Origin of the sequence: Rhodococcus sp. NPDC059179 (assembly GCF_042754885.1) — a bacterium.
GTDB lineage: Bacteria > Actinomycetota > Actinomycetes > Mycobacteriales > Mycobacteriaceae > Rhodococcus_G.
Window position 1 is genome coordinate 420,464 of sequence record NZ_JBHZBV010000003.1, and the last position, 25,569, is coordinate 446,032.

Annotated in this window: 24 protein-coding genes; 5 read left to right on the forward strand and 19 right to left on the reverse strand. The window is 69.7% G+C overall.

Features of this window, described 5'->3' with window-relative positions; translation table 11 throughout:
- The first annotated feature begins 52 nt into the window (after positions 1-52).
- Positions 53-1,294, forward strand: a complete 1,242-nt coding sequence (locus tag ACFXMV_RS10095; protein WP_378502962.1) for a geranylgeranyl reductase family protein — start codon at positions 53-55, stop codon at positions 1,292-1,294.
- Between the two features lie 16 nt (positions 1,295-1,310).
- On the opposite strand, the gene ACFXMV_RS10100 is transcribed toward ACFXMV_RS10095, so the two are convergent.
- From ACFXMV_RS10100 to menD, 9 genes are all read right to left on the reverse strand, one after another.
- On the reverse strand, positions 1,311-1,706 hold the full coding sequence (locus ACFXMV_RS10100) for a Zn-ribbon domain-containing OB-fold protein (protein ID WP_378500285.1): 396 nt from the start codon (positions 1,704-1,706) through the stop codon (positions 1,311-1,313).
- A 127-nt stretch (positions 1,707-1,833) separates the two neighbouring features.
- The gene (locus ACFXMV_RS10105; protein ID WP_378502940.1) at positions 1,834-4,161 is read right to left on the reverse strand and encodes an ATP-binding protein; all 2,328 of its coding nucleotides are present in this window, start codon (positions 4,159-4,161) and stop codon (positions 1,834-1,836) included.
- Positions 4,162-4,234: 73 nt separating this feature from the next.
- Positions 4,235-4,636 carry a Zn-ribbon domain-containing OB-fold protein gene (locus ACFXMV_RS10110; RefSeq protein ID WP_378500283.1) on the reverse strand — a complete coding sequence of 134 codons (402 nt, stop codon included), beginning with the start codon at positions 4,634-4,636 and terminating at the stop codon, positions 4,235-4,237.
- Entirely contained in the window at positions 4,633-5,562 is a 930-nt protein-coding gene (locus ACFXMV_RS10115; RefSeq protein WP_378500282.1) for an alpha/beta fold hydrolase, read from the reverse strand. Before ACFXMV_RS10115 ends, ACFXMV_RS10110 begins: the two co-directional genes overlap by 4 nt.
- Before the next feature lie 63 nt (positions 5,563-5,625).
- Complete coding sequence (locus tag ACFXMV_RS10120; RefSeq protein ID WP_378500281.1) at positions 5,626-7,992, reverse strand: ATP-binding protein; 2,367 nt, start codon at positions 7,990-7,992, stop codon at positions 5,626-5,628.
- Positions 7,993-8,059: 67 nt separating this feature from the next.
- The gene (locus ACFXMV_RS10125; protein WP_378500280.1) at positions 8,060-8,758 is read right to left on the reverse strand and encodes a demethylmenaquinone methyltransferase; all 699 of its coding nucleotides are present in this window, start codon (positions 8,756-8,758) and stop codon (positions 8,060-8,062) included.
- Positions 8,759-8,816: 58 nt separating this feature from the next.
- Positions 8,817-9,959 carry a glycosyltransferase family 4 protein gene (locus ACFXMV_RS10130; protein ID WP_378502941.1) on the reverse strand — a complete coding sequence of 381 codons (1,143 nt, stop codon included), beginning with the start codon at positions 9,957-9,959 and terminating at the stop codon, positions 8,817-8,819.
- A gap of 86 nt (positions 9,960-10,045) precedes the next feature.
- Positions 10,046-10,462: a DUF3592 domain-containing protein gene (locus ACFXMV_RS10135; RefSeq protein ID WP_378499151.1), complete on the reverse strand. Its 417-nt coding sequence runs from the start codon at positions 10,460-10,462 to the stop codon at positions 10,046-10,048.
- Complete coding sequence (gene menD, locus ACFXMV_RS10140; protein ID WP_378499152.1) at positions 10,459-12,114, reverse strand: 2-succinyl-5-enolpyruvyl-6-hydroxy-3-cyclohexene-1-carboxylic-acid synthase; 1,656 nt, start codon at positions 12,112-12,114, stop codon at positions 10,459-10,461. The genes ACFXMV_RS10135 and menD overlap by 4 nt, the downstream gene beginning before the upstream one ends.
- Before the next feature lie 99 nt (positions 12,115-12,213).
- Between menD and ACFXMV_RS10145 the strand changes: the two genes are divergently transcribed.
- The gene (locus ACFXMV_RS10145) at positions 12,214-13,023 is read left to right on the forward strand and encodes a siderophore-interacting protein (protein WP_378499153.1); all 810 of its coding nucleotides are present in this window, start codon (positions 12,214-12,216) and stop codon (positions 13,021-13,023) included.
- A 62-nt stretch (positions 13,024-13,085) separates the two neighbouring features.
- On the opposite strand, the gene ACFXMV_RS10150 is transcribed toward ACFXMV_RS10145, so the two are convergent.
- The 3 genes from ACFXMV_RS10150 to ACFXMV_RS10160 form a co-directional block, all read right to left on the reverse strand.
- On the reverse strand, positions 13,086-13,532 hold the full coding sequence (locus tag ACFXMV_RS10150) for a DUF6918 family protein (RefSeq protein WP_378499154.1): 447 nt from the start codon (positions 13,530-13,532) through the stop codon (positions 13,086-13,088).
- A 71-nt stretch (positions 13,533-13,603) separates the two neighbouring features.
- Entirely contained in the window at positions 13,604-14,623 is a 1,020-nt protein-coding gene (locus ACFXMV_RS10155) for an o-succinylbenzoate synthase (protein ID WP_378499155.1), read from the reverse strand.
- Positions 14,624-14,636: 13 nt separating this feature from the next.
- The gene (locus tag ACFXMV_RS10160) at positions 14,637-15,404 is read right to left on the reverse strand and encodes a 2-phosphosulfolactate phosphatase (protein ID WP_378499156.1); all 768 of its coding nucleotides are present in this window, start codon (positions 15,402-15,404) and stop codon (positions 14,637-14,639) included.
- 80 nt (positions 15,405-15,484) lie between these two features.
- Here ACFXMV_RS10160 and ACFXMV_RS10165 point away from each other — a divergent pair, with 80 nt between their 5' ends.
- A complete protein-coding gene (locus ACFXMV_RS10165) occupies positions 15,485-16,402 on the forward strand; it encodes a 1,4-dihydroxy-2-naphthoyl-CoA synthase (RefSeq protein WP_378499157.1) in 918 nt (305 codons plus the stop codon).
- A 251-nt stretch (positions 16,403-16,653) separates the two neighbouring features.
- A complete protein-coding gene (locus tag ACFXMV_RS10170; protein ID WP_378499158.1) occupies positions 16,654-17,430 on the forward strand; it encodes a hypothetical protein in 777 nt (258 codons plus the stop codon).
- A 321-nt stretch (positions 17,431-17,751) separates the two neighbouring features.
- Here the strand turns inward: ACFXMV_RS10170 and ACFXMV_RS10175 are convergent, their stop codons facing one another.
- Genes ACFXMV_RS10175 through ACFXMV_RS10205 form a run of 7 tightly spaced genes read right to left on the reverse strand, consistent with a single transcriptional unit; the run spans position 17,752 to position 24,845 of the window.
- Positions 17,752-18,813, reverse strand: coding sequence for a DUF1214 domain-containing protein (locus ACFXMV_RS10175; protein WP_378499159.1), 1,062 nt, complete (start codon positions 18,811-18,813; stop codon positions 17,752-17,754).
- Between the two features lie 35 nt (positions 18,814-18,848).
- Entirely contained in the window at positions 18,849-19,994 is a 1,146-nt protein-coding gene (locus tag ACFXMV_RS10180) for a sulfotransferase family protein (protein ID WP_378502942.1), read from the reverse strand.
- A 23-nt stretch (positions 19,995-20,017) separates the two neighbouring features.
- Positions 20,018-20,800, reverse strand: coding sequence for an SDR family oxidoreductase (locus ACFXMV_RS10185; protein ID WP_378499163.1), 783 nt, complete (start codon positions 20,798-20,800; stop codon positions 20,018-20,020).
- 26 nt (positions 20,801-20,826) lie between these two features.
- Positions 20,827-21,186: a nuclear transport factor 2 family protein gene (locus ACFXMV_RS10190; RefSeq protein ID WP_378499161.1), complete on the reverse strand. Its 360-nt coding sequence runs from the start codon at positions 21,184-21,186 to the stop codon at positions 20,827-20,829.
- A gap of 49 nt (positions 21,187-21,235) precedes the next feature.
- Complete coding sequence (gene cysN, locus ACFXMV_RS10195; protein ID WP_378499162.1) at positions 21,236-23,137, reverse strand: sulfate adenylyltransferase subunit CysN; 1,902 nt, start codon at positions 23,135-23,137, stop codon at positions 21,236-21,238.
- The gene (cysD, locus tag ACFXMV_RS10200; RefSeq protein ID WP_378502943.1) at positions 23,137-24,057 is read right to left on the reverse strand and encodes a sulfate adenylyltransferase subunit CysD; all 921 of its coding nucleotides are present in this window, start codon (positions 24,055-24,057) and stop codon (positions 23,137-23,139) included. Before cysD ends, cysN begins: the two co-directional genes overlap by 1 nt.
- A complete protein-coding gene (locus ACFXMV_RS10205; protein WP_378502944.1) occupies positions 24,054-24,845 on the reverse strand; it encodes a 3'(2'),5'-bisphosphate nucleotidase CysQ in 792 nt (263 codons plus the stop codon). Before ACFXMV_RS10205 ends, cysD begins: the two co-directional genes overlap by 4 nt.
- A gap of 110 nt (positions 24,846-24,955) precedes the next feature.
- Between ACFXMV_RS10205 and ACFXMV_RS10210 the strand changes: the two genes are divergently transcribed.
- Positions 24,956-25,567 (forward strand): TetR/AcrR family transcriptional regulator, encoded by a 612-nt coding sequence (locus ACFXMV_RS10210; protein ID WP_378502033.1) that lies wholly within the window; start codon positions 24,956-24,958, stop codon positions 25,565-25,567.
- Positions 25,568-25,569 lie beyond the last annotated feature (2 nt).

Consider the following 25,569-nt stretch of genomic DNA (forward strand, 5'->3'; position numbering starts at 1 on the left):
TACTGGGGTGGTGCCCCCGCCTGTCGACTCCGATCCCTCCGCCGCCCCGTCCGTGGCGCCCGACGACGTCCCCGCGCACGCCGAGGTGGTGGTGATCGGTGCAGGTCCCGCCGGTTCCGCGGCGGCGGCGTGGGCGGCGCGCGCCGGCCGCGACGTACTGCTCGCCGACTCCGCGACCTTCCCGAGGGACAAGACGTGCGGCGACGGACTCACCCCGCGCGCCGTGGCGGAACTCGAGCATCTCGGCCTCGGCGACTGGCTCGCCACCCGCGCCACCAACCACGGTCTCCGGCTGAGCGGGTTCGGGCAGGAGCTACAGCTGCCGTGGCCCGGCGGGTCGCTGCCGAGCACCGGCAGCGCCGTCCCGAGAACCGAACTCGACGACCGGATCCGGCAGGTCGCGCTCGATGCGGGCGCCCGGATGGTGCAGGGCGCCAAGGCCGTCGACGCCGACCGGGACGGTAACCGGGTGCGGTCGGTGACGCTGCAGACGGCGGAGGGGACGCGCACGGTTCGGTGCGAGCACCTCATCGTCGCCGACGGTGTGCGCTCGACCCTCGGCAAGCGTCTCGGCCGCGAGTGGCATCGCGACACCGCGTACGGGGTGGCCGCGCGCGCCTACATCCGCTCCGGCCGCAGCACCGACCCGTGGATCACCTCGCACCTCGAACTTCGGGACCGTGAGGGGACCCTGCAGTCCGGCTACGGCTGGGTGTTCCCGCTCGGCACCGGCGAGGTCAATCTCGGGGTCGGCACCCTGGCCACCGCGAAGCGGCCCGCACCCGGCGCACTGCGCCCGCTGATCGAGCTGTACGCGGAGCAGCGCCGCGACGAGTGGCGTCTCGACGGCCAGGTGCGCGCTGTCGCGTCGGCGCTGCTGCCGATGGGCGGGGCGGTGTCCGGGGTTGCGGGCGTCAACTGGGCGATCATCGGCGACGCCGCGGCCTGCGTGAATCCGCTCAACGGCGAGGGCATCGACTACGGCCTGGAGACCGGCTCGATGGTGGCCGGGGTGCTCGGGGCCGGCGACCTCACCGAGCTGTGGCCGACGCTGCTGCGGGAGCGCTACGGGCAGGCGTTCTCGATCGCGCGCCGGCTCGCGGGCCTGCTCACCGTGCCGCGGGTGCTGCCCGCCGCAGGCCCGCTGGCGATGCGCTCGCGCGCGTTGATGACGATCGCGGTCCGGGTGATGGGCAATCTCGTGACGGACGCCGACCTCGACCTGACCGCGCGGGCGTGGCGGGCGTCGGGGTCGTCCTCGCTTCGGTTCGACTCCCGGCCGCCGTTCAGCTGACTCGGGTGTTGGTGGATCAGCGCTGACTGATGACGAACAGGGGGAACCGCTCCCCCGACTCCGCTTCCCGGAATTCCACGCGCAACGACCGACCCGGCTGCATCGACAGCTCGCCCTCGATCCACGTGTAGATCCACGGGCCCTCGTCGAGCTCGACGATGGCGAGCGTGCAGGGCACCAGTGTGAGCGGGAGGTCGGCGGACGAGCAGTCCACCACCGTCCAGGACACGACGGTCCCCGTGCCGGTGGCCCGCACCCGCTCGAGCTCGTTGCGCCCGCACGATGTGCATGCCGCCGCCTCGGGCGCCAGCAGCGTCGAGCACTGCTCGCAGCGCAGGATCATCAGCGCCCGGTGCCGGGCCCGGACCTCACCCGCGCCTGCAACGGCGTACTGCGTTTGCTGCTCGAACATCGGGAACCTCGGTTTCAACGGATCCAGTGCGACAAGTCACACTGTTCCTTTTGTCCGGGTTTCCGGCGACGGTGGAACCACCGGGGTAGGTACCTGTTTTTCGTCGGGTACCGAACCCCACGCCCGGTTAAGGCGGCTGACCGTCGACTTGGGTCCGCTCGACGACCCATGCGGCGATCTGCGCGCGGGAGGTGAACCCGAGCTTGGCGAGGACGTGCTCCACGTGGCCCTCGACCGTGCGCGCGGCGATCACCAGCTGCTCGGCGATCGCCTTGTTGGTCAGCCCCTGCGCGACCAGGTCGGCGACCTGTCGCTCACGCCTGGTCAGGCTCGGGGCGGCGCCTGCGGTCGGCTCGGCGGCCTGGGGTTGCTCGTCCAGCGCGTACGCGACGCCGTCGTCGAAGCTCAGGCTCGTGCCCTGACCGACGGCCGCGTCGAAGGCCCGCTCGCCGAGCGCGGTCCGGACCTGTCGCTCGGATTCCTCGTGGTAGCCGAGCAGGGTTGGCACCACGACCCCGTGGCTCCCCACGGCCCGCCACAGCGACTGGGCGGCCCCGAGCAGCACCGCGGCGCGCCGGGTGCGCCGATCACTCGCGGCGATCCAGGCCAGCGCCTCGACGCAGATGGCCGAACCGAGCAGGTCGTCCACGGCCCGGCTGAGCCGAAGGCCCTGCTCGAACAGCCCCGTCGCCCGCCGGGGATCGCTCTGCCACAGCGCCAGCCCGAGGGTGCACAGCGAGTACGCCCGATAAGCGGATTCGCCTCGGGATTCGGTGATCGCGAGTGCCTCTTCCTGACAGGCGACGGCACGCGGCGCATCGCCGAGCAGACCGCAGGCCAGCGCGAGTCCGAGCAGGGTCGCGATCCGCCTCAGCGGGTTCTTGTCGGCACGGAACGTGTCGAGCACTTCCTCGAAGCAGGCGACGGCCAGGCGAAGGTCGCCGCTGAAGATCGCGAGCTGCCCGACTCCGTGGGTGACGATGGCGCGCAGCGACGCATCGTCGAGGGCCTCCGCCACCTCACGGGCCCGCTCGAGCAGCGACGCCCCCGCCGCGATGTCGCCCTGGTTGCCTGCCAGCATGCTGGCCGCGTACAGGGCTCTGACCAGCTCTGCGGTCGGCTGTCCGGCCTGGCGGTCGAGTGCGAGGTCGAGCCAGTGTCTGCCCTCCCCGAGCAGGCCGCGGGAAAGCCAGAACAGGTAGAGGGCGTTGGCGATCCGCAGACCGGCCTCCGCCTCGCCCGGCTCGGTCAGACAGAACTCCATCGCTTCGCGCAGGTTCGGCTGCTCCCGCCCCAGGCGCGCGATCCACTCGACCTGCCCCGAACTGATCCACTCGGCCTCCGCGCGCGACGCGAGCTGCTTGTACCAATCCCGGTGCCGTCGTCGCATCGACGCGTACTCGCCGGACTCCTGCAACTTCTCGCGGCCGTATTCGCGCAGCGTCTCGAGCAGCCGATACCGCACCACGGCGCCCGCTTCCTCCCGGATCAGGATCGACCGGTCGACCAGCGCCGCGACCACGTCCAGCAGGTCGTCCGGGGTGAGGTCGCCCGCGCAGATGCCCTCGGCCGCATCGAGCTCGAATCCACCGGCGAACACCGACATCCGCCCCCACAGCATCCGCTCCCGCTCGGTGCACAGCTCGTGGCTCCAGTCGATGCACAGTCGCAGCGTCTGCTGACGCGAAGGCGCGCCACGACTCCCCCCGGTCAGCAGGCGGTACCGATCGTTCAGCCGGTCGAGGATCTGCTCCGCGGACATCGCCCGCAGGCGAACGGCCGCCAACTCGATGGGTAGCGGCAGTCCGTCCAACCGTTGACAGATCCCGGCCACGGCGACCTGGTTGTCCTCGGTGAGCCCGAAGTCGGGCACCACGGCGCACGCTCGTTCGGCGAACAGCGTCACGGCGTCACAGCGGGGCAGCCCGCGCGGGGGCGAGCGCCGGTCCTGATCCGGGACCGACAGCGGCGGCACCCGGAGCGAGGCCTCGCCTCCGATGCCAAGCGGTTCGCGGCTGGTCGCCAGGATTCGCAGTTCTGGGCAGCGCCGCAGCAGCGCGTCGGCGAGCGCCGCGGCCGCGTCGAGCACGTGCTCGCAGTTGTCCAGCACCAGCAGCAACCGTCGATCGGCGAGATACTCCGCCAACGAGTCCAGCCCGTGATCGGCAGACTGCTCCCGCAACCCGAGCGCGGCGGCCACCATGGCGGGCAGCAGGACGTCCTCCTGCAGCTCGCCCAGCTCGACCAGCCACACCCCGTCCTCGAATACCCGACTCGAATCCGCTGCCACCCGCAGCGCGAGCCGGGTCTTGCCGACCCCGCCGATCCCGGTCAGCGTCACCAGCCGCGAGACAGAAAGAAGCCGCCTCGTCTCTGTCACCTCGCGGCGACGGCCGACGAAACTGGTCAGCTCGAGGGGCAGGTTCCCGACCCTGCCCCGAACAGCGGGCGCCATCGAACGTCACTCTCAACTCGCGCGGTCCCCTGCCGTCGACGGTACCCCCGGCGCCGGTCCCAGCGGGCCCGTCTCAGGCGACCTGCACGGCGGGAACCCGCTGACATCCATGGAATACCGGGTACCGCTCGTCCGCCTCAAGGTGATCGAATTGGACCCGAACCGACCGGCCGGGCCGAATCGCGACCTCGCCCTCGATCCAACTGCAGATCCAGGGTCCGTCATCGAGCGCGACGACGGCCAGCATGCACGGCATGGCGTCGTCGTACGAACCGACCCGCACGCGTTCGGCCACTTTCCACGTGATCATCGACCCGACCCCGGACGACGGCACCCGCGACAGGTGGCCGCTCCCGCACGACGAGCAGGTCACCGCGACCGGCGCCAGCAGCAGTGCGCAGCATTCACAGCGCCGGATCATCAGGGCGCCGCCAGCCAAGCCTGGCCACAGGTGGGTCCCGCCCGGGGCCGTCACGACCTCGCCCCCGCCCGCGCCATCGGCTCCGCGTTCCCCTGCCCCGCATCGAGCACGGTCGCCATCGCGGTACCGAATCCGTGCGGGTCGTCGATCAGCCAGCCGTGGCTGCCTGCGACGGTGACGACCGTGGGATTGCGGAGCGCGGAGCACAGGGATTCGAAGCTGGCGCGCGGGATGAACGTGTCGTCGCAGCCCCAGAGCAGCGTCACCGGCAGGCCGCGCTCGGCCAACTCGTCGAGTTCACCCCGCAGATCCGCCGTCCTGGCCAGGTGCGCGAGCCGCCAGATCGCCAGCGGATTGCGAAGCAGGTTGCCCACCGCGTCGGCCGTGATCGCCAGCATGCCCGCGGCGGACGGGCGAATGGCCAGCGCGTCAACGGTTGCCGCCGCGCACCAATCCCACAACGGCCGCTCGCCGATCGGGCGTACGCCCCCGCCCGAGGGGGACCATGCCGCCCCGCCAACCGAATTGACCAGCACCAGCCGCGCCACCCTGGGACCGAGGTCGTGCGCGGACTGGATCGCGACCCCCCCTCCGAACGAGTGTCCGATGACCGTCACCGGTCCGGCGACGGAGATCGAGTCGAGAAATCCGCCGAGCCAGCGCGCGTACCCGGCCAGGTTCCGCTCCCGTTCCGGGAGTTCGGCCGTGCCGCCGAATCCTGGAAGGGCAGGCGCGTACACCCGCACTCCCTGACTCGCCATCCGCAGCAGCGCGCGTTCGTACGAACGCGGCGTGAGCCCGAACCCGTGCAGGAACACCACCGGCGCGCCCGTGCCCGCGACGCCGTAGGACGCCGCCCGACCCTCGACGAGGGTGTTTGTCCAGCTGATGTTCCTGGATTGGCTGTCGATCTGGGGATGCGATGTCGGGTGCGGCAGCATCGGGACCTCGGCTTCACGGTGGCGGATATGACCCAGCACACGTTGCCCGGTATGCACCCCGTCGGTCAGGGCAGAACTACCCGGGGGCATACCTGTTTCTGGTCAGGAACCCTGTTTCTGGTCGGATCCGACCTGATTTTCCGGAGCCCGACCCCGCGTTCGCTCGACAAACCAGGCGGCGATCTGTGTCCGCGAGTTGAACCCCAGCTTCTCCAGGACGTGCTCGACGTGCCCCTGGGCCGTCCGCGGCGAGATGACCAGCTTCGCGGCGATCGCCCTGTTGGTGAGGCCCTGCGCGACCAGGTCGGCGACCTGCAGTTCACGCCGGGTCAGGCTCACCGCCTCCACCTCGGTCTGCGTCGCGTCGGGGCTCCGTTCCCCGAGCGCGTATGCCACCGCGTCGTCGAAGCCCCTCCGCGCGCCCCTGCCGAACCCCTCCTCGAACTCCCGGTCCCCGAGGGCCGCGCGCGCCCGTTGCTCGCATTTCGCGTGGTGGGCGAGCAGGTTCGGCAGGGTGACGGCAGCGCTCCCCACCGACTTCGCCAGCGCGTCGGCCGCGCCCAACAGGACGGCGGCGCGTTCTGGCGCGTTCTCGACCGCCGCGATCCACGCCATCGCCTCCAGGCACCAGGTGGCGATGATCGGGTCATGGACCTGCCGGATCAGGCGCAGTCCCTGCGCTATCAGCGCGGCTGCCCGCCCCGGGTCGCCCTGATGCAGCGCCGCCAGCCCGAGCCCCCAGAGCGAGTACGCGCGGTAGTAGGACTCACCGCGCGGTTCGGTGATGGCGAGAACCTGCTCGTGGCAGGCGACGGCCCGAGCCTCGTTGCCGAGCAGTCCGGTGGCGACCGCCAACCCGAGCAGCCCTCCGATCGGCCGCAGCAGTTCTCCCGTTGGCCTGCTCCTCTCCAGGGCATCCTCGAACGAACCTTCCGCGCCCGCGAGATCGCCCCTGAACAGTGACAAGAAGCCGGTCGCGTACCCGGCTGCGGCCAGCACCACGGGATCGCCCAATTCGTCGGCCAGGGCGCTGCACTCCACCACCGCGGTGGCGCAGGCATCGAGTTCGCCCTGTAAGCCCGCCATCACGCTGTCCCCGAACAGCGCGAACACCCGGTCCGCCGTCCGCCGACCGCGCGACCGCGCCAGAGCTCGGTCCAGCCAGCGCCGCCCCTCACCGACCAGGCCGCGGCAGTTCCAGAACAGGTAGAGGGAATTGACCATCCGCAGGCAGACGTCGGCCTCGGCGTCGCCCGGCGCAGTCAGACTGAACTGCAGCGCATCACGCAGGTTCGGCTGTTCCCGCTCCAGCCGGGCGATCCATGCAGCCTGGCAGGGCCCGACCCACTCGACCTCGGCTTGCCGTGCCAGCCGCGCGTACCAGTCGCGGTGCCGCCGATGCACGACGTCTTCGTCACCGGATTCCCGGAGCTTCTCCCTGCCGTAGTCGCGGAGGGTCTCCAGCAACCGGAACCGCACCACCGCGTCCGGCTCCTCGCGGATCAAGATCGACTTGTCGACCAACGACGCCAGCACATCGAGCAGGTCGTCCGGCGTCAGATTCCCGGCGCAGATCCCCTCCGCCGCGTCGAACTCGAACCCACCGGCAAACACCGACAGCCGGGCCCACAACTCCTGTTCCCGATCCGAACACAGGTCGTGGCTCCATTCGATGCTGGACCGCAACGTCTGCTGGCGGGTCGGCGCGCCCCGGCTGCCCAGGGTCAGCAACCGAAAGCGGTCCGTCAGCCGCTGCAGAACCTGTTCGGCGGACATCGCGCGCAATCGCACCGCGGCCAGCTCGATCGGCAGCGGCAGACCGTCCAGCCGATTGCAGATCCCGGCGACCGCGTGCCGGTTGCCCTCGGTGAGGGTGAACTCGGGAACCGCGGCCGCGGCCCGTTCGGTGAACAGCACCACCGCGTCGTACCGGGGAAGGCCCTGTAGCGACGGCGTTCGCTCGGTGTCGGGGACCGTCAGCGGCGGCACCCGCAGCACCGCCTCTCCGCCGATGCCGAGGGCTTCGCGGCTCGCGGCGAGGATTCGCAGCTCGGGGCAGGACCTGAGCAGCGCCTCCGCCAATGCCGCGACGTCATCGACCAGGTGCTCGCAGTTGTCCAACACCAGCAGCAGGTGGCGGGCGGCGAGATGCTCCACCAGCACGTCGGCCAGGGTGTGAGCGGGCTGGTCCCGCAGTCCGAGTGCCGCGGCCACCGTGTCCGCCACCAGCGTTGGGTCCTGGACCTCACCGAGTTCGACGAGCCAGACACCGTCGTCGAATGCGCGCCGAGAATCCGCGGCCACCCGCAGCGCGAGCCGGGTCTTGCCGACCCCGCCGATCCCGGTCAACGTCACCAGGCGCGAGACAGAAAGCAGCCGCCTCGCCTCGGTCACCTCGCGGCGACGGCCGACGAAACTGGTCAGCTCGAGGGGCAGGTTTCCGGCCTTGCCCCGCACGGCGAGCACCATCGAACGGCCACTCTCATCCCACGGTCCCCTGTGGGTTCACGGTACCCGTAGACCCCGCGCGCGGTCGCTATCGCTGCGCGCGGTGCAACGCGACGACGCCGCCGGTCAGGTTGCGCCACTTCACGTTCTTCCAGCCGGCCGCCTCGATCTTGACCGCCAACTCCTGCTGGGTCGGCCAGGCCCGGATCGACTCCGCGAGGTACACGTAGGCGTCGGGGTTGCTGCTCACCGCGCGCGCCACCATCGGCAGCGCCTTCATCAGGTACTCCATGTAGATCGTGCGGAACGGGCCGAAGGTCGGCGTGGAGAACTCGCTGACCACCAGGCGCCCGCCCGGCTTGGTCACGCGGGCGATCTCCCGCAGACCCGCCTCGAAGTCGGAGACGTTGCGCAGCCCGAAGGAGATGGTCGCGGCGTCGAACACCGAATCCGCGTACGGCAGGGCCATCGCGTCGCCCGCGACCATCGGCACCCGTCGCTGCGCGCCCGCGTGCAGCATGCCCTTGGAGAAGTCGGTGGCCACCACCCAGGCGCCGGACCTGCCGAGCTCGACGGTGGAGACCCCGGTGCCCGCCGCGAGGTCGAGCACCCGCTCCCCCGGCTTCAGGTCGAGCGCCGCGCGGGTCGCCTTGCGCCAACTGCGATCCTGACCGAACGAGAGCACCGTGTTGGTGAGGTCGTAGCGCTTGGCGACGCCGTCGAACATCGACGCCACCTCGTGCGGATCCTTCTCCAGCGACGCCCTCGAGCCGTGTGTTGTTGCCACACCGTTGACGGTACAGGCGCGCGTCCGGCACCTTGCGCCCAGTTCACGGGCAACCCGCTCAGGCCGAGCGCCGCCCGTGGACATCGCACGCCCCCGTCACGTCCGCGTAGTGGTCGAGCAGCTCGCCGCACACCGACGGCCAGGTGCGGTGGAGCACCGACCGCCGGGCGGACGCCCCGAACCGGGCGCGGGTGGCCCGGTCCCGCAGCGCGATCACGGCACCGGGCAACAGCTCCTCGAAGCGCTCGACCGGCAGCAGGTACCCGTTGCTGCAGTGCCCGACGAGGTCGCGGGGGCCGCCCGCATCCGGGCCGATCACCGGGACCCCACTCGCCAACGCCTCCTGCACCGCCTGGCAGAAGGTCTCGTGCTCGCCCGGGTGCACGAACAGGTCGAGGCTCGCGTAGGCGCGGGCCAGCTCGTCGCCCCCGAGCTGCCCGGTGAACACGGCAGACGGCAGCAACCGCTGCAAGCGCGCCCGCTCGGGACCGTCGCCGACGATCACCAGTTGCAGGCCGGAGTCGGCGGCCAGCGCGGCCAGTCGCTCGACGTGTTTCTCCGGTGCCAGCCGTCCCACGAACCCGACCACCAGCCGGTCGCCATCGCACCAGCTCGCCCGCAGCGCGGCGCTGCGTCGGGAGGGCGCGAACCGGGTGGTGTCCACGCCTCGGGCCCAGCGGAACACCCGTGGCACACCCCGCGATTCGAGCGCCAGGGCCGCCGCGGTCGACGGGGCGAGGGTGCGGGCGGCGCCGCGGTGCAGGCGTCGGGTCCATCGCCACGCCGCCCTGCTCGTCAGTCCCAGCCCGTAGCTCTCCGCGAAGCCGGCGACATCGGTCTGGTAGACCGCGACGGCCGGCACGTCCAGCCGGTTCGCCGCCGCCAGCCCGCCCGCGCCGAGCACGAACGGCGACGCGAGGTGCACCACGTCCGGGTCGAAGGAACGCAGCGCCGAGGTGATCCCCGGCTGCGGAAGTCCGACCGGCAGGGAGCTGATCCTCGGAATCATCACGGCTGGCACGCGGTGCACGGGGAATCCGTCGTGCTCGGTTGGCGCGGCAGGCCTGCCTGCGACGGTGTCGGGGGCGACGAGCAGCGCCTGGTGTCCGTGGCGCCGGAGGTGCTCGAGAACCCGGATCACCGAGTGGGTGACCCCGTTCATGTTCGGCAGGAACGACTCCGCGACGATGGCTACTCGCACCACACCAGTGTCCGCGCCGCGCTGGCCGGGACGGGGCGGCGCAGGTGTCGCGCCGGCAAAGTTCCGGCGAAACCTCGGCTACCGGCTCAGGCAGCGACCGTGCGCCGCCGGACCAGCCACAAGGCCGGCAACGCGAGCAGCCACGTCACCGCGATCACGGAACCGGCCGGGATCAGCGCAACCCGGACGTCGCGGCCGGACACCCGGACCAGATCGGGATCGGACTTGGCGTACTCAACGTCGATCCGCTGGCCGACGGTCAGCTCGGTCGGGTACAGCACGCCCAGCCGCGGGTTCTTCGTGACACCGTCCGGCGTGACGAAGCTGATCGCCGAGCGCAACGCACCAGCCGAGAGCACCTCGGCGGTGGCCACACCCTTGTCGGATTCGATCGTCAGGTCGTTGCGCCAGGCCGCGACCACCAGCAGCACGGCGAGCACCGAGAGGCCGATCGCGGCGGCCAGGATTCCGCGCCGGACCCGTCCGGCGGCCTTCGGCGTCACAGCTGCGCCCGCACCGCGGCGTGCAGCTCCCGCAGTCCGGATCGTTCGGTTGCGACCTCGAGGACCCGGATGCCCGCGGTGTTCGGCTCGGTCAGCGCCACCGCCAACTGCTCGGGGTTCACCGCGCGGTGCTCGACCCGGTAGGCGGCGCAGAGCGCGGCCAGGTCCATCCCGTGCGGGGTGCCGAACACCCGCTCGAAGACGCCCGCGTACTGCGGGTCGCCCTGCTCGAGCAGCTCGAAGATGCCGCCGCCGTCGTCGTTGGCCACCACGATCGTCAGGTCCCGCGGCCTCGGCTCGCCGGTGCCGATCAGCAGGCCGGAGGCGTCGTGCAGGAAGGTCAGGTCGCCCATCAGCGCGAGGGTGCGGGTGTCCGCGCCCGGGGCGGCCATCGCCGCGCCGACCGCCGTGGACACGGTCCCGTCGATGCCCGCGACGCCGCGGTTCGACAGCACCCTCACGCCCGGCCGCGGATAGCTGACGAGCGCCGCGTCCCGGACCGGGTTCGAGGCACCGAGCAGCAGCTGGTCGCCGTCGCACAGCGAGTCCATCACGACCTTGGCCACGTGCAGCCCGGTCGGCTTCGGGTGCGCCGAGAGCTGTTGCCGCACAGCCTTGTCCGCATGTTCCGTCAGATGCCTGCAACGGTCGAGCCAGGCCTGTTCCGGGGCGCCGGAGGTGACGGCGCGGGTGCCGGTGGCCAGCACGTTGCCGGACACGTCGGGCCAGCGCGGGCCGGTGGTGAGCGCGAACACCGACACCCGGGGGTCGGCGAGCAGCTTGGCCACCGGGCGGTGCAGCGTCGGCCTGCCGGTGATCACCGCCTGGCGGGGCTTGAGCTGGGGCAGTGCCAGTGGATGCAGCGGCAGCCCGTGCAGGGGCGCGGTCGGCTCGGCGACGGTCGGCAGGCCCGCGAGTTCCGGCCGGTGACCGCTGCCATGGCCGGAGATCACCACGGTGTCCGGCGTCAGGTCCAGCTCGAGCGGTACGTCGAGGGTTGCGTGCGCGGTGGTCGTCCAGGGGGCGCCGTCGGGGCGCCCCTCGTGCACCGGGCCCTGGACGTGCACGTCCGGCACCAGCGGCTCCCGCAGCGGCACGTCGAAGTGCACGGGTCCCGCGTTGCCCGACCGCGCACCCCTGGCCGCCGCGAGTACCCGGCACACCGCCGAGCGCCACTGGCTGTTCTGGTCACTGGCGCGGAGCCCGCGGAGCGACCCTTCAGCGCTGCCGTCCTCGGCGAGGCCGAGGCTGATGGTCGCCCGTACCTGGCTGCCGAACAGGCCGAGCTGCTCGATGGTCTGGTTGGCCCCGGTGCCGAGCAGCTCGTAGGGCCGGTTCGCGCTGAGCACCACGAGCGGGACCCGGGCATAGTTCGCCTCCAGCACCGCGGGACCGAGGTTCGCCACGGCGGTGCCGGAGGTCATCACGATCGGCACCGGGCGGCCGCTGCCGATGGCGAGGCCGACCGCGAGGAATCCGGCGGTGCGCTCGTCGATCCGCATGTGCAGCCGCATCCGCCCGGCAGTGTCGGCGGCCTGCAGGGCGAAGGCCAACGGCGCGTTGCGCGAGCCCGGGCAGAGCACCACATCGAGTACCCCGCCGCGGATCAATTCGTCGACGACGGCGGTGGCCTGGGCTGTGGACGGGTTCACGGATCAAGGGTGTCAGACGGCCGCCTCCCGACGGGCGGCGGTCCGGCCACACCGTCAGTTAGGATTGCCTGAGCTAACCGACCCGCGAGGAACGAGACCATGGCCAAGCGCAGCAAGTTCATCAAGCCCGAGCACCGCGAGTTCATCCGGGCGCGGGTGCTCGGGAGCAAGCAGATCAGCCCGAACTTCGTTCGCGTCACCGTCGGCGGGGAGGAGCTCGCAGGCTTCACGCCGATGGGCTTCGACCATTGGTTCCGGATGTTCTTCCCGCAGGCGGGCCAGAGCGAGCTGCGACTGCCGAGCGCGACCAGCATGCTCTGGTACGCCCAGTTCCTCGCGATACCGAAGGCCACGCGTCCGGAACAGCGCAACTACACGGTGCGAGCCTTCAGGCGTGCCGAGGATTCCCTGTTCGGCATGGACGTGCCGGAACTGGACATCGACTTCGCCTCGCACGGCGGCGGGGCCGCGTCGGACTGGGCGAACTCGGTGTCTCCTGGCGACGAGATGGCGCTGCTGGACGAAGGACTGATCTACAACCCGACGCCAGAAGCACAGTGGCAGTTGATCGTCGGTGACGAGAGTGCGCTGCCCGCGATCGTCGGGATCCTGGGCTCGGCTCCTGCCTATCTGCGCGCCGAGGTGTTCGTGGAGATCGCGCACCCGGACGACGCGCAGGACGTCGCGATCCCCGCGGGGGTGAATCTGCAGTGGTTGGTGCGCACCGATCCAACGGCGCGCCCCGGCGCGCTCGCGCTCGAGACGGTGCAGCGGGCGGAGTTGCCGTCGGGTCCGTCCTACTCGTTCCTCGCGGGCGAGTCCGAACTGGCCACCGGGCTGCGCAGGCACCTGGTGAACGAGCGGAAGTTCCCCAAGTCCGACATCTCGTTCACCGGATACTGGCGCTGACGCACCTGTGCGTGGATAGCGGGTCCATAGACCCGTTATCCACGCACGGGCGGCGAAGCTGCTTAGCTCGCGTGCTTCTCGACGAGCGCACCGAGTCGCGGCAGCGCCTCGATGACGTTCTTCTTCGCCGAGGGACGCATGGTCGCGTAGACCTTCTTGATCGCGCCCTTGTCGGTGCCCTCGATCTTCTCGTCGGTCACCCCGAGCAGCGCGTCCGCGACCTGATCGCTACGCGCGCTGAGGAAGTCGCCGAATCCGGCTCCGCCTGCCGCGCCGAAGTCCTGCCAGAACGGCTCGAGGCGGGAGATGAATCCCGGCAGCAGGCCCTCGACGGCGTCCGGCACGATCGACGGTCCGACCTTCTTCACCGCGCCGTAGCCGCCCTTGACTGCCAGGCCCGAGGCGCCCTTCTTGTCCGAGACCTCGGCGTCGATGAGATCCTGCACGTCCGCGACCACGGCGGGCAGCCGGGACGGGTCGAGCAGGGTGTCATTCAGTGCTGCAACCACTTTCAATGCCTCCGATGTTGACTTGAATATCGAGGCCCGACCCTATACGACGCGGAGCCCACCGGGATTACTCAGCATCCATCGAGCAGTCCATGACACCGGGCGAGCCGTGCCAGCCACCACTGTGTCCGTTCCGGCGCGGCCAGCAGGGCGGCCACCCGCGCGGGATCCGGCGCGACCGTCGACGCCGACATGGACCCGTTCACCACCTCGCGCGGCGCCGCGACGTCCGCCTCGAACAGGCCGCCGGTGCCGAGCCCGCAGGCGTACTCGAGGTCGGGCAGCGCGGCGGCCGCCGCCAGCCCGGCCCCCATCCCGACCGCTGAATCCAGGGCACTCGAGACCACCACCGGCACCCCGTGCCCGGCCAGCTCCCCTGCGAGCCGCAGCAGAGCCCGCATGCCGCCGAGGGGCGCGACCTTCACCACCGCCACGTCCGCCCCGCCCGCGCGCACGACCCGCATCGGGTCCTCGGCCCGCCGGATGCTCTCGTCCGCGGCGATCGGCACCCGCACCCCTCCGGTCGCCGTCGCGTGATCGGCGAGGCGCCTGCGCAATTCGACCAGTTCGGGGACGGAGGCGCACGGCTGTTCCGCGTACTGCAGCGGCCCGTCCGAGGACAGCGCCAGCAGAGCCTGCTGCGCCTCGTCGACGCTCCAGCCGCCGTTCGCGTCGACCCGCACATGCTCGATGTGCTCGCGGACCGCGGCGACCCGGGCCAGGTCATCGGCGAGCGACTGGCCCCTCTCGGCGACCTTGACCTTCGCCGTCCGCGCACCAGGGAACCGGGACAGGATCTCGGGCACCCGCGCCGCCGGGGCCGCGGGCACCGTCGCGTTGATCGGCACCATGGCGCGCAGCGGCGCGGGCGGACCCAGCCACGCGGCCTCGATCGCCGAGCGCAGCCAGGCCGCGGCCTCGGCGTCTGCGTACTCGGGGAAGGGTGCGAACTCGCCGAAGCCGGCGGGCCCGCGCAGGAGCAGCACCTCGCGAGTGGTGATGCCGCGGAACCGGACTCGCATCGGAAGGCTCACCACGGTGGCCCCCGCACGCACTTCGTCCAGCGGGGGCAGCGGCGCGGCGTTGGTCATGCTGTTCCTCCGATCATGACGCTGCCGCATCCTCGAACGCCTCGCCCCGCAGCAGCGGGACAACGGCACTGGTGTCGACCTCGGCCGCGATCTCCACGTCGTCCGCGAACCCCTTCGCGACGAGTTCCCGGCCGCTCGCGCAGTCTCGCAGCCGCGCCGGCAGATCCGGTTCGGCCGCGGCGAAGGCCTCCGCCGCGGCGCGGGCCTCGGGCGACGCGCCTGCGCCGCCGATTGCTCCCAGCCCGGCGAGCACCGCGCCTGCTCCCCACAGATCCTCCAGCGCAGGCCGAAGCGACCCGTCCGGCCAGCGCTCCCCCGCGGCGATCACCGCGACGCGGAGCGGGGCACCCGGCGCCGCGCGCCGCGACAGCCAGCCCACCACCGCGGCGGCGTTTCGCAGTGAGGCCCCCACCACGTCGACCCCGGCATCCGCGAGCCCGAAGCACAGCGCGGACCCGTTCGGCGAGGGCAGCACGAGCCGGTCGAGGTTCGCGGCGGCGCGCACCGAGCCGGGCGAGAGGCTCACATCGCCCGGCAGGGCTCGTGATCGGCCGACCGCCACCGTCGCCTCGCGCTCGGCGGCGTAGTCGGCCGCTGAGTCGGGATCCCAGCGGTACGGGTAGACGGTCGCACCCACGTCCAACGCGACGGTCAGCGTCGTGGTGAAGGACAGCACGTCGACGACCACCGCGACATCACAGTCCGGCACCAGGGCCGCGGCGCCCGCCGGACCCCAGTCGAACCGGATCCGGTAGGCACCCTGGCGGTGAGCGGGAAGCATGCGGTCATCCTCGCACCCGCCGAGCGGGGTCGTGCGGCCCTTCGGCGACCCGTGCGGCGCGGGGCATATCCTTGGCGATCGTGACCTTCAATCCGCAGCTGTGGCGTCCGGTTCCCGGGTTCGAGAACCTCACCGATATCACCTATCACCGGCACATCACGCAGGGCACCGTCCGCGTCGCCTTCAACCGTCCCGAGGTGCGCAACGCGTTCCGGCCGCACACCGTCGACGAGCTGTACGCCGCGCTCGACCACGCCCGGATGACCGCCGACGTGGGCGCGGTGCTGCTGACCGGCAACGGCCCCAGCCCCAAGGACGGCGGCTGGGCGTTCTGCTCGGGTGGCGACCAGCGCATCCGCGGACGCAGCGGCTACCAGTACACGGAGCGGGATGCGGCCACCGGCCGCGTGGGCGAGACCGCCGACACCGTGGACAAGGCGCGTGCGGGCCGGCTGCACATCCTCGAGGTGCAGCGCCTGATCCGGTTCATGCCGAAGGTGGTGATCTGCCTCGTCAACGGCTGGGCCGCGGGCGGCGGGCACTCCCTGCACGTGGTGTGCGACCTGACCCTGGCCAGCCGCGAGCACGCGCGGTTCAAGCAGACCGACGCCGACGTCGGCAGCTTCGACGGCGGCTACGGCAGCGCCTACCTCGCCAAGATGGTCGGGCAGAAGTTCGCCCGCGAGATCTTCTTCCTCGGCGACACGTACACCGCCGAGCAGATGCACCAGATGGGCGCGGTGAACAAGGTCGTCGACCACGCCGAACTCGAGGACGTCGCGATCGAGTGGGCTGCGAAGATCAACGGCAAGTCCCCGCAGGCCCAGCGGATGCTCAAGTACGCGTTCAACCTTCAGGACGACGGCCTGGTCGGCCAGCAGCTGTTCGCGGGCGAGGCGACCCGGATGGCATACATGACCGACGAGGCAGTCGAGGGCCGGGACTCGTTCCTGGAGAAGCGCGAACCGGACTGGTCGCCCTACCCGTGGTATTTCTGAGGCCTCCCGTTCTGGCGGATGGTCGCGCCCGGCCCACCTTGAACGGGTGGCCGGGCGCCGCTTTTCGAGGCTCCCGCAATGATTCAGCAAATGCTGTGCGGGAATTCGAGGTCACCAATTCACCCCGCGGGGTCGTGCATCGTTGATATTTCGACCCGATCGACTCCCTACTGAATCGGCCGACCAATGCTAGCGTGCAAAAGCAACCTGTTGGTCTGCACTTCTCCAGTCGATTCCGAAAGGTCTTGTATATGTCGAAGTCTGCATTCCGTCGCGCCGCCAGTGCGGCCGCCCTCGTCGGCGCCGCCGCGCTGATCACCCCGACATTCGCCAACGCGTTCCCAACCGGATCTGCCGGGAGCTCGTCCGGGTCTGCCGGGTCCTCCGACGCACCAGCCTGTGCACCCCTCTCCACCGAGGCCACCCCCGCCGGTTGGGGCATCCCCTTCGACGACGAGAAGGGGCAGGAGGCCGCCTACACGGCCGACAACGTGCTGGACGAGAACGGGTCATTGAAGCTCGAAGTCACGGACACTGCCGACCGCTCCGCGTGGTACCACGCGGCGGGCGGCGTCAAGCTCGCCGACATCCTGAACCAGGAGATCAGCTTCGCCGAGAAGGCTCCGACCTCGAGGGCGTCGGTCCAGGTCCGATTGCTGGGCACCACCGGCGGCAAATTCGAGAACGGCTTCACCACCCTGGTCTGGGTAGCCGCGGGCAATGATGCCGTGGACACCGCCGCGGGCGGCATGCACACGGGCCTGCAGAACGGCAAGTGGTGGAGCACCCAGAACATCGACGGTGCCCCGGGCCGGGTGCCGGTCGAGCTCGACGTGATCTCCGAGGCAAACCCGAACGCCACCGTCGAGCACTATGGCGTCAGCATCGGCACCGGCACTGCGGCGACGTCCACCCTGGTCGACGCGGTGACCTTCAACGGCTGCACCACGGACTTCGCCCTGAACGACCCCGAACCCGCCGGTTCACTCGGCGGATCGCTCGGCGACCTGTTCGGCAGCTCCTCCTAGGAATCGCGCACACGCCGAATTCTCCAGGTGCCTGCCCTGGTCGCCCAGGGCAGGCACCTTTTCGCATTCGCCGGTCGGTGCGGAATTTCACCCCCGGATCACAATCGGACACACCCGACCCCCATCGAATAGATGACTAATCGGTGAACCCATGTGAAACTTCCGGAGTTTCGACAGCGAACACCCTTCGCTGGCGCCTCGTACCGGAAAAACCTCGTCCGAGAAACGCCGGATCGCCGCCAGACGGTCACGCGCATTGGTGAAGTCGATGCCATAGCGTCGATCCTCGCCGCAGGCAGCGACCACTTCATCGGGGCGAACTCACAGTTTCACGACCTTCGCCGTCGGAATCGGGTGCGAGTCCGCCTTGATCCAGCGCATCGCCCACGTCCCCTGGGTGTGCGAATCGGTGTTGATCCAGTTGCCGTAGCCCGGATCCTTCGCCGCCACCACGATCGTCAGGGTGCCGTCGTCATTGCGCTTCGCGGTGTGGTTGTTGATGTAGATGTTGGTCCGGTTGTAGTCGAGCGACTCCACCCAGAAGTTCTGCAGCACGAAGTTGAAGTACTCACAGTTCGGGACCTCGGTCTCGATGACCCACGCCTCGTCCTCGGCGAGCTTCCAGTACCCGTGCAGGTAGAAGATCGTCGGATCGCCGCCGGCCTTCTGGAACTGCTCCTGGCCGCGGTCGAAGATCTCGTTGGGCTGCGGCATGAAGTCGCGGGACCACTCGAGGAAGGTGTCCGCCATGCCCTTCACGATCCCGACGGACTTGGCGAGGCGCACGCCCAGCTCCTCCGGGCTCAGCGGCTCGAAATCCCCTTCCGGGTCGAGGCACTCGATCGACAGATCACCGACGACCTCGTTGCGGCGGTCCTCGTGGGTCTGCCGGACGGAGATGAGGTTGCTATCCGGCGCCAACGGCAGCCAGGCACCCTCCGCGGGCTTGTCCACGCTCGCGATGAACTCGAAGCGGCCGTTCTCGTCCACCTCGAGATCGTGGATGTGCAGGTCGCCGGTCTGCAGCATGGTGCCGTCGATGTGGTACCGATTGACGCGTGAACCGAAGGTGATCAGCGGGACCGTGCCCCGACTGCCGATGATCCGGTAGCTGTACTTCCCGGAGATGTTGGCGCGCATGTAGATGTTGTCCGGATTGTCGGCGCCGACCTTGGTCATCATGTTGGGGTTCGGCGCCGACGTGAACTGCGGCCACCGCGGGTCGGTGTACTCGACGCAGTTGATCGTGGCGTAGCGGAGCAGTCGGCTCAGGTAGCGGACGCCCTCGGCCTGCGTCAGCGGATCCTGGGGGACGATCTCGTCCTCCAGCACCTTCCCGACCTCGAGCAGATCTGTGCAGAACTTTTCCCAAGTAGCGTTCATATCAGTATCCCTGTGCTCGTAGATGTTTCGAACGTTCAGACGGTGGCGGCGAACTTCGCCTCGACGTCGGCGGCCGTCACGCCGAACTCCTCGAGCGAGTAACGGTGCGACGGACGGCGGTGCTCGGCGAGGCTGGCCTGGTGCGACTCCTCCACCGCGGCACGAGCCGCGTCCGTGAAGGGCAGGGCGAACTGCGAGTAGATCTTCTCGACAGTGCCGACCGCATCGGAGATGAAGTCCTTGTAGTCGACGTCGATGAACTGATCCGGGTTGTAACGGACACGCGCACTGTTGAAGTGCGCGTTGCCGCGCGCCCACAGGTCGAGCTGGGTGCGCCCGATGGCCGGCCGGTCGAAGGCCTTCGACATGTCGTGCCCGCCCTGCTCCGCCAGGCTGAAGGTGGAGGCCATCGACGTCAGCGGGTCGCGGAAGGTGCGAACGAACAACGCGTCCGGGTAGACCGACATGATCTCGTCGAGCGCGAAGACGTGGCTGGGACTCTTGAGCACCCACCGCCGGTCCGAGTCGTGCAGCCCGATCAACTGCAGGTTCTTCTTGTGTCGCGCGTACGTCTCGGTCCAGTCCTGCTCCGCCAGCCACCTGGTGTAGCTCGGCACGTACGCGATGGTCTCGAACGCGGTCGAGAGCATGGTCTGCTGCAGCAGACGCCAACACTCCTCGACCTCCTCCGCTCCCATGAAGTGCACCTTCATCAGGTCCGCCTCGTTCGCCTGCCGGGCTCGATAGAAGGCGTCGGAGCGCCGGTAGTCCGCGTTCTCCGACCACTTGTCTCGAGCGGGACGCGGCTGCGGCGTCTCGGCCAGCCACATCTCGGCACCCTGGTGCGCCGGGTCAGCGCCGAGCAGACGGTGCAGCGCGGTGCTACCGGTCCGCGTCAACCCGACCACGAAGATCGGACGCTCGACCGGAACGTCGACGTGCTCGGGGTATTTCGCGAACCCGGCCTCACTGGTCAACCGCCCCGCGAGAGCACCGGTGATCATCTTGCGCGCGATCACCTTCCCATGCGGCGTGAGGTCGGCCTCCCGCTCGAACGAGTCGAGCAGAACCCTCAACCCCTCGAGGTAGCCGTCACCGCCGAAGTCGTCGTACCCCGCCCGCTCGCGCGCTTCCTGCTGCAGGTCCTCGATGGAACCGATGCCGTCGTAGTCGTGTGTCATCGTCAAGTCCTTGTGAGAGTGGATCAGTGGTGGGCGTGGCCGCAGTTGACGTCCAGGCACTGCCCGGTGATCGCGCGGGCGAGGTCGGACGCGAGGAACAGCACGGCATTCGCGATGTCGTCGGGTTCGGGCAACCGGCGCAGATCGGTGCCAGCCGCGATCTCGGCGTACACGACGGCCGGGTCGACGCCCCGCTCGGCGGCCTGCCTCTCGACCATCCGCTTGACCCGGTCCGCCCAAATGTAGCCGGGGGCAACGGAGTTCACCCGGACACCCATCGGTCCCATCTCGACCGAGAGACTGCGGGCGAGGGCGAGCAGCCCGGCCTTCATCACGCGGTAGGCACCGAAGTTCGGCAACTGGTTGCGCAGCACCATCGAGTTGATCATCACGACCGACCCCTGCGACCGCTCCAGCGCGGGCGTCAGCTTCCGCGTCAGGTTGAGCGCGGCCAGCAGGTTGATGTCCAGGCCCTGCCGGATCGTCTCGAAGGAGGCGTCGAGCACCCGCTCGTGCGGTGGCTGCACGAACGCGTTGTGCACCACCGCGTCGACGACGCCGAACTCCTCGAGTGCCGACTCGGCGAGGTTCGTCACCGACGCGTCGTCGGTGAGGTCGGTCGGCACCGTCAACGCGGTACCGCCCAGGCCGCGAATCTCGTCGGCGACGTCGATCAGCCGCGACTCGGTCCGTGCGGCCAGGACGACCCGGGCGCCGGCAAGCGCACTGCGGACGGCCACCGAGCGCCCCAGCCCCGTCCCGACACCGGAGACGACCACGACCTTGCCCTCGAGCATCGCGGGCATCGTGGGCGCCGCCAACTCGGCGGCCGTCACACCCGGGCCTGCGGATCGAGCACGACACTGAGCGAGACGATCCGGCCGTCGTCGTCGAACTCGAAGAGGTCGGCGGCGAGGAAGTCCGGCATGCCCTCACGCTGGATCCGAAGCTGCATCGACGCGTATCGGCCGGTGACGATGATCGGCGAGTACCGGCTCACCGTGAAGTCCACCTTCGCGTTCTCGGTGTCGAACCCGCGGATCTCGTCGATGCCGCGGTAGGTCCGCACGCCGAGCGGCTCGTGCTGCACGGCGTCATCCGCGAACAGGGCGACCAGTTGGTCGACATCGTGGTTGCCGAGGTGCTTCACGTACGACTCGACTACCGAACAGATTTCGTCTCTCGTGGGCAAGGAACGCCCCTTCCGTGATGGGTGGGTGGTTGGTACTCGGGAAACGCAGTCAGGCGATCGCGCCGCGGCTGCGCAGGTGCTCGACGATCAACCGACCGGCCTCTTCGGGAGACGTCGTGGTCGTGTCGATCCGCAGGTCGGGATGCTCCGGCGACTCGTACGGGGAGTCGACGCCGGTGAAGTTGGCCAGCTCTCCGCGACGTGCCTTCTTATAGAGGCCCTTCGGATCCCGCTGCTCGGCGACGGCGATCGGGGTGTCGACGAACACCTCGCAGAACTGATCGGACCCGACCAGCTCACGGGCGGCCTCACGCTCGGCGCGGAACGGCGAGATGAACGACGCGAGAACGATCAGGCCGGCGTCGGCCATCAGCCGGGCGACCTCGGTGACCCGGCGGATGTTCTCCACCCGGTCCGCCTCGGTGAACCCCAGGTCGCGATTGAGCCCGTGGCGGACGTTGTCGCCGTCGAGCAGATAGGTGTGGCAGCCCAGCGCGTAGAGCTGCCGCTCGAGCGCATTGGCGATCGTGGACTTACCCGAGCCGGAGAGCCCGGTGAACCAGAGCACCTGCGGGCGATGGCCGTTCAGCGTCTGGCGTGCCTGCTCGTTCACGTCCACCGCCTGCCAGTGGATGTTGTCGGAGCGCCGCAGCGAGTGCGCGATCATGCCTGCACCGACGGTGGTGTTGGTCAGCCGGTCGATCAGGATGAACCCACCGGTGTCCCGGTTGGCGGCGTACGCGTCGAACGGCACCGGCCGGTCGAAGCTGATGTTGCAGACGCCGATCTCGTTGAGCGCGAGGGTGTTCGTCGCGGTCTTCTCGAGGGTGTTGACGTTGATCTTGTGCTTGGGCTTGGTGATCCGGGCCTGCACGGTCATCGTGCCGATCTGGCAGAGGTACGGCCGCTCGGGCAGCATCTCGTTCTCGCCCATCCACACCACGTGCGCCTCGAACTGGTCCGCGACCCCGGGGAGCGCGTCCGCCGCCGCGAGCACATCGCCGCGGCTGACGTCGATCTCGTCGGCGAGCGTGATCGTGACGGAGCGGCCCGCGGGCGCCTCGTCCAGGTCGCCGTCCATCGTGACGATCCGCGCGACGGTGGATTCCTTGCCGCTCGGCAGCACCCGCACCCGGTCGCCCGGCCGCACGACGCCGCCGACGATCTGCCCGGAGAACCCGCGGAAGTCCAGGTCCGGCCGGTTCACCCACTGCACGGGCATCCGGAAGGGGCCACCCGCGAGTTCCTCGGAGATCTCGACGGTCTCGAGGTGCTCGATCAGCGTCGGGCCCTGGTACCAGGGCGTGTTCGGGCTCCGGTCGGTGAGGTTGTCGCCCATGTACGCCGACATCGGGATGGCGACGACATTGCCGAGACCGATCTCGGCCGCGAATCCCGCGTACTCCTCGACGATCTCGTCGAACACCTGCTGGGAGTAGTCCACCAGGTCGAGCTTGTTCACCGCGAGCACCACGTTGCGGATGCCCAGCAGCGAGACCAGGTACGAGTGCCTGCGGGTCTGGGTGAGCACACCCTTGCGGGCGTCGATCAGGATCACCGCGAGGTCCGCGGTGGAGGCACCGGTGACCATGTTCCGGGTGTACTGCTCGTGGCCGGGGGTGTCGGCGACGACGAACTTGCGCTGCTCCGTGGAGAAGTAGCGGTAGGCGACGTCGATGGTGATGCCCTGCTCGCGCTCGGCGGCCAATCCGTCGACCAGCAGCGCGAAGTCGAGCCCCTCGCCCTGGGTGCCGCTCTTGCGCGAGTCGGCCTCGAGCGCGGTCAGCTGGTCCTCGAAGACCAGCTTCGACTCGTAGAGCAGCCGGCCGATGAGGGTGGACTTGCCGTCGTCGACGCTGCCGCAGGTGATGAAGCGGAGCATGGATTTGTTCGCGTGCCGCTCGAGGTAACGCTCGATGTCGTCGGCGATCAGTTCGGATGAGTGGGACATCAGAAGTACCCCTCCTGCTTCTTCTTCTCCATCGAGGCGCTGCTGTCGTGGTCGATGACGCGACCCTGGCGCTCGGATGTGGTGGTCAGCAACATTTCCTGGATGATGTCGGTCAGCGACTCGGCGGTGGATTCGACCGCACCGGTCAGCGGGTAGCAGCCGAGGGTCCGGAACCGCACGCTCTTGAGCTCGGGCTCCTCGCCCGGCAGCAGCGGCATCCGGTCGTCGTCGACCATGATCAGCGCCCCGTCGCGCTCGACGACGGGTCGCTTCGCGGCGAAGTAGAGCGGGACGATCGGGATGTTCTCCTGCCGGATGTACTCCCAGACATCGAGCTCGGTCCAATTGGACAGCGGGAACACGCGCAGGCTCTCGCCGGGCGACTTGCGGACGTTGTACATCCGCCACAGCTCCGGACGCTGCTGCTTAGGGTCCCAGCGGTGCTCGGCCGAGCGGATCGAGAAGACTCGTTCCTTGGCGCGGGACTTCTCCTCGTCGCGCCTGGCCCCACCGAACGCGGCGTCGAACTTGTAGTGGTCGAGCGCCTGCTTGAGCCCCTCGGTCTTCCACATGTCGGTGTGCGTCGCGGAGCCGTGCGTGAAGGGGTTGATCCCCTTCTCCACACATTCGGGGTTCTTGTACACGAGCAGATCGAGGTCGCCCGCCGCAGCGGTCTCCTCGCGCAGCTTGTACATCTCGCGGAACTTCCACGTGGTGTCCACATGGAGCAGCGGGAACGGCAGCTTGGACGGGTAGAAGGCCTTGCGCGCCAGGTGCAGCATCACCGCGCTGTCCTTGCCGACCGAGTACAGCATGACGGGGTTCTCGCTCTCGGCGACGGCCTCCCTCATGATGTGGATGCTCTCGGCCTCGAGCCGTTCGAGGTGTGTCAGGGTCTTGCTGGTAGTGGGACTGCTCATCGCCGAAGTTCCTCCAGTACGGTGCCTGCCAGCTCGGGGCGGCAGATCAGTAGGTCGGGCAGCCAGGGGCTGCGCTGGTTGTAGTGCAGTTCGGATCCGTCGATCCGCGAAACATGAAGTTCGGCAGCGCGAGCCACCGCGACCGGGGCCGCCGAATCCCACTCGTACTGCCCGCCTGCGTGTGCGTAGACGTCCGCCTCGCCGCGCACAACGGCCATCGCCTTGGCGCCTGCCGATCCCATCTCGATCAGTTCGGCACCGAGCGCGGTCGCCATCGTCATCACCGGCTCGGGCCTGCGCGTCCGGCTAACGACCACCCGCGGCGCGGCGGGCAGCGGGGGATGCGGGGCTGCCGCGTCCGCGGTCGAGAAGGTGACACCCAGCGCGGGCATCGCGACCGCTCCCGCCACCAGTTCCCCACCCTCGACGAGCGCGACGTGGACGGCCCAGTCGGTGCGGCCCGGCTCGCCGAACTCACGGGTGCCGTCGAGCGGGTCGACGATCCAGACCCGGTCGGCGCCGAGCCGATCGAGGTCGTCGGCGCCCTCCTCGGAGAGCACCGCGTCGCCAGGGAACCGCTCACCCAGCGTGGCGACGAGGAACTCGTGGGAGAGCCGGTCCCCCGCCTTGCGCACATCGGCGGGATCGACGCCCTCGCGCTCGAGTTCCATTAGATGCGCCAGGAGCAGTTCGCCTGCCGCAGTCGCAATTTCCGCCGCGGCCCGGCCGTCGGCGTCGCCCTGCGCGGCAGGGCGGAGAGGTGTCGATGTGACGGCATCAGTGGTCATGCATGTGACTGTAGACACAGAATGAACAATGTTCAATACCGGATCGAACATTGTTCATTCTACGGCTGGACCACTTGGACCTTCGCTTGCTCCGCGGCTACGGTGTGCCGATGGGCGAATCGAACGGGAAGTCGATCTACGGCGACGCGGAGGCTCGGCGACGCCGGACACTTGACGCGGCGGCCGCCCTGCTGGACGAGGGGGGCTACTCCGCGCTCACGATCAGGTCGGTCGCGCAGCGTTCCGGCACCAGCACGGGCCTGATCTACCAGTACTTCACGGACAAGCAGGAGATCTTCATCGCGCTGCTCAACGAGAGCCAGATCGAGTCCGCCGCCTTCGTGGCCGCACTGCCCCGCGACGGCGGCGTCGCGTCGCTGATCGCGGCGGTCATCCCGAACTCGGTGCGGCAGTGGGCGCGCGTCGGGCGCATGACGGCGACCTGGCGCGACATCGAGGGCGCCGCCCGGTCGGAACGCGACTCCGTCCGCGAACTGCGCGTGACCGCGGAGCAGTACAACGAGGAACTCCACCGGGCGCTGCTCGAGGCCGCGGAGGCGGAGGGGCGGACGCTGCTCGACGATCCCGGGCTCATCCGGTTCGTCCTGTCGGGACTGATGGGCGTTTCCGACACCATCGTCAACAAGTGGGCGCCGGATCTCGACGCGACAGAGTTCGCCGAGTTCACCGGCGCCGCGATGACGCGGGCGATCACAGCCTGAGC

Bases quoted from the DNA above. Each gene is read 5' to 3' on its own strand.
- ACFXMV_RS10210 (WP_378502033.1), top strand. From the start codon at position 24,956: ATGGGCGAATCGAACGGGAAGTCGATCTACGGCGACGCGGAGGCTCGG.
- ACFXMV_RS10185 (WP_378499163.1), bottom strand. From the start codon at position 20,800: ATGCCCGCGATGCTCGAGGGCAAGGTCGTGGTCGTCTCCGGTGTCGGG.
- ACFXMV_RS10120 (WP_378500281.1), bottom strand. From the start codon at position 7,992: ATGGTGCTCGCCGTGCGGGGCAAGGCCGGAAACCTGCCCCTCGAGCTG.
- cysN (WP_378499162.1), bottom strand. From the start codon at position 23,137: ATGTCCCACTCATCCGAACTGATCGCCGACGACATCGAGCGTTACCTC.
- ACFXMV_RS10100 (WP_378500285.1), bottom strand. From the start codon at position 1,706: ATGTTCGAGCAGCAAACGCAGTACGCCGTTGCAGGCGCGGGTGAGGTC.
- ACFXMV_RS10105 (WP_378502940.1), bottom strand. From the start codon at position 4,161: ATGGCGCCCGCTGTTCGGGGCAGGGTCGGGAACCTGCCCCTCGAGCTG.
- ACFXMV_RS10175 (WP_378499159.1), bottom strand. From the start codon at position 18,813: ATGAACGCTACTTGGGAAAAGTTCTGCACAGATCTGCTCGAGGTCGGG.
- ACFXMV_RS10180 (WP_378502942.1), bottom strand. From the start codon at position 19,994: ATGACACACGACTACGACGGCATCGGTTCCATCGAGGACCTGCAGCAG.
- ACFXMV_RS10155 (WP_378499155.1), bottom strand. From the start codon at position 14,623: ATGACCAACGCCGCGCCGCTGCCCCCGCTGGACGAAGTGCGTGCGGGG.
- ACFXMV_RS10145 (WP_378499153.1), top strand. From the start codon at position 12,214: ATGGCCAAGCGCAGCAAGTTCATCAAGCCCGAGCACCGCGAGTTCATC.
- ACFXMV_RS10205 (WP_378502944.1), bottom strand. From the start codon at position 24,845: ATGACCACTGATGCCGTCACATCGACACCTCTCCGCCCTGCCGCGCAG.
- cysD (WP_378502943.1), bottom strand. From the start codon at position 24,057: ATGAGCAGTCCCACTACCAGCAAGACCCTGACACACCTCGAACGGCTC.
- ACFXMV_RS10170 (WP_378499158.1), top strand. From the start codon at position 16,654: ATGTCGAAGTCTGCATTCCGTCGCGCCGCCAGTGCGGCCGCCCTCGTC.
- ACFXMV_RS10160 (WP_378499156.1), bottom strand. From the start codon at position 15,404: ATGCTTCCCGCTCACCGCCAGGGTGCCTACCGGATCCGGTTCGACTGG.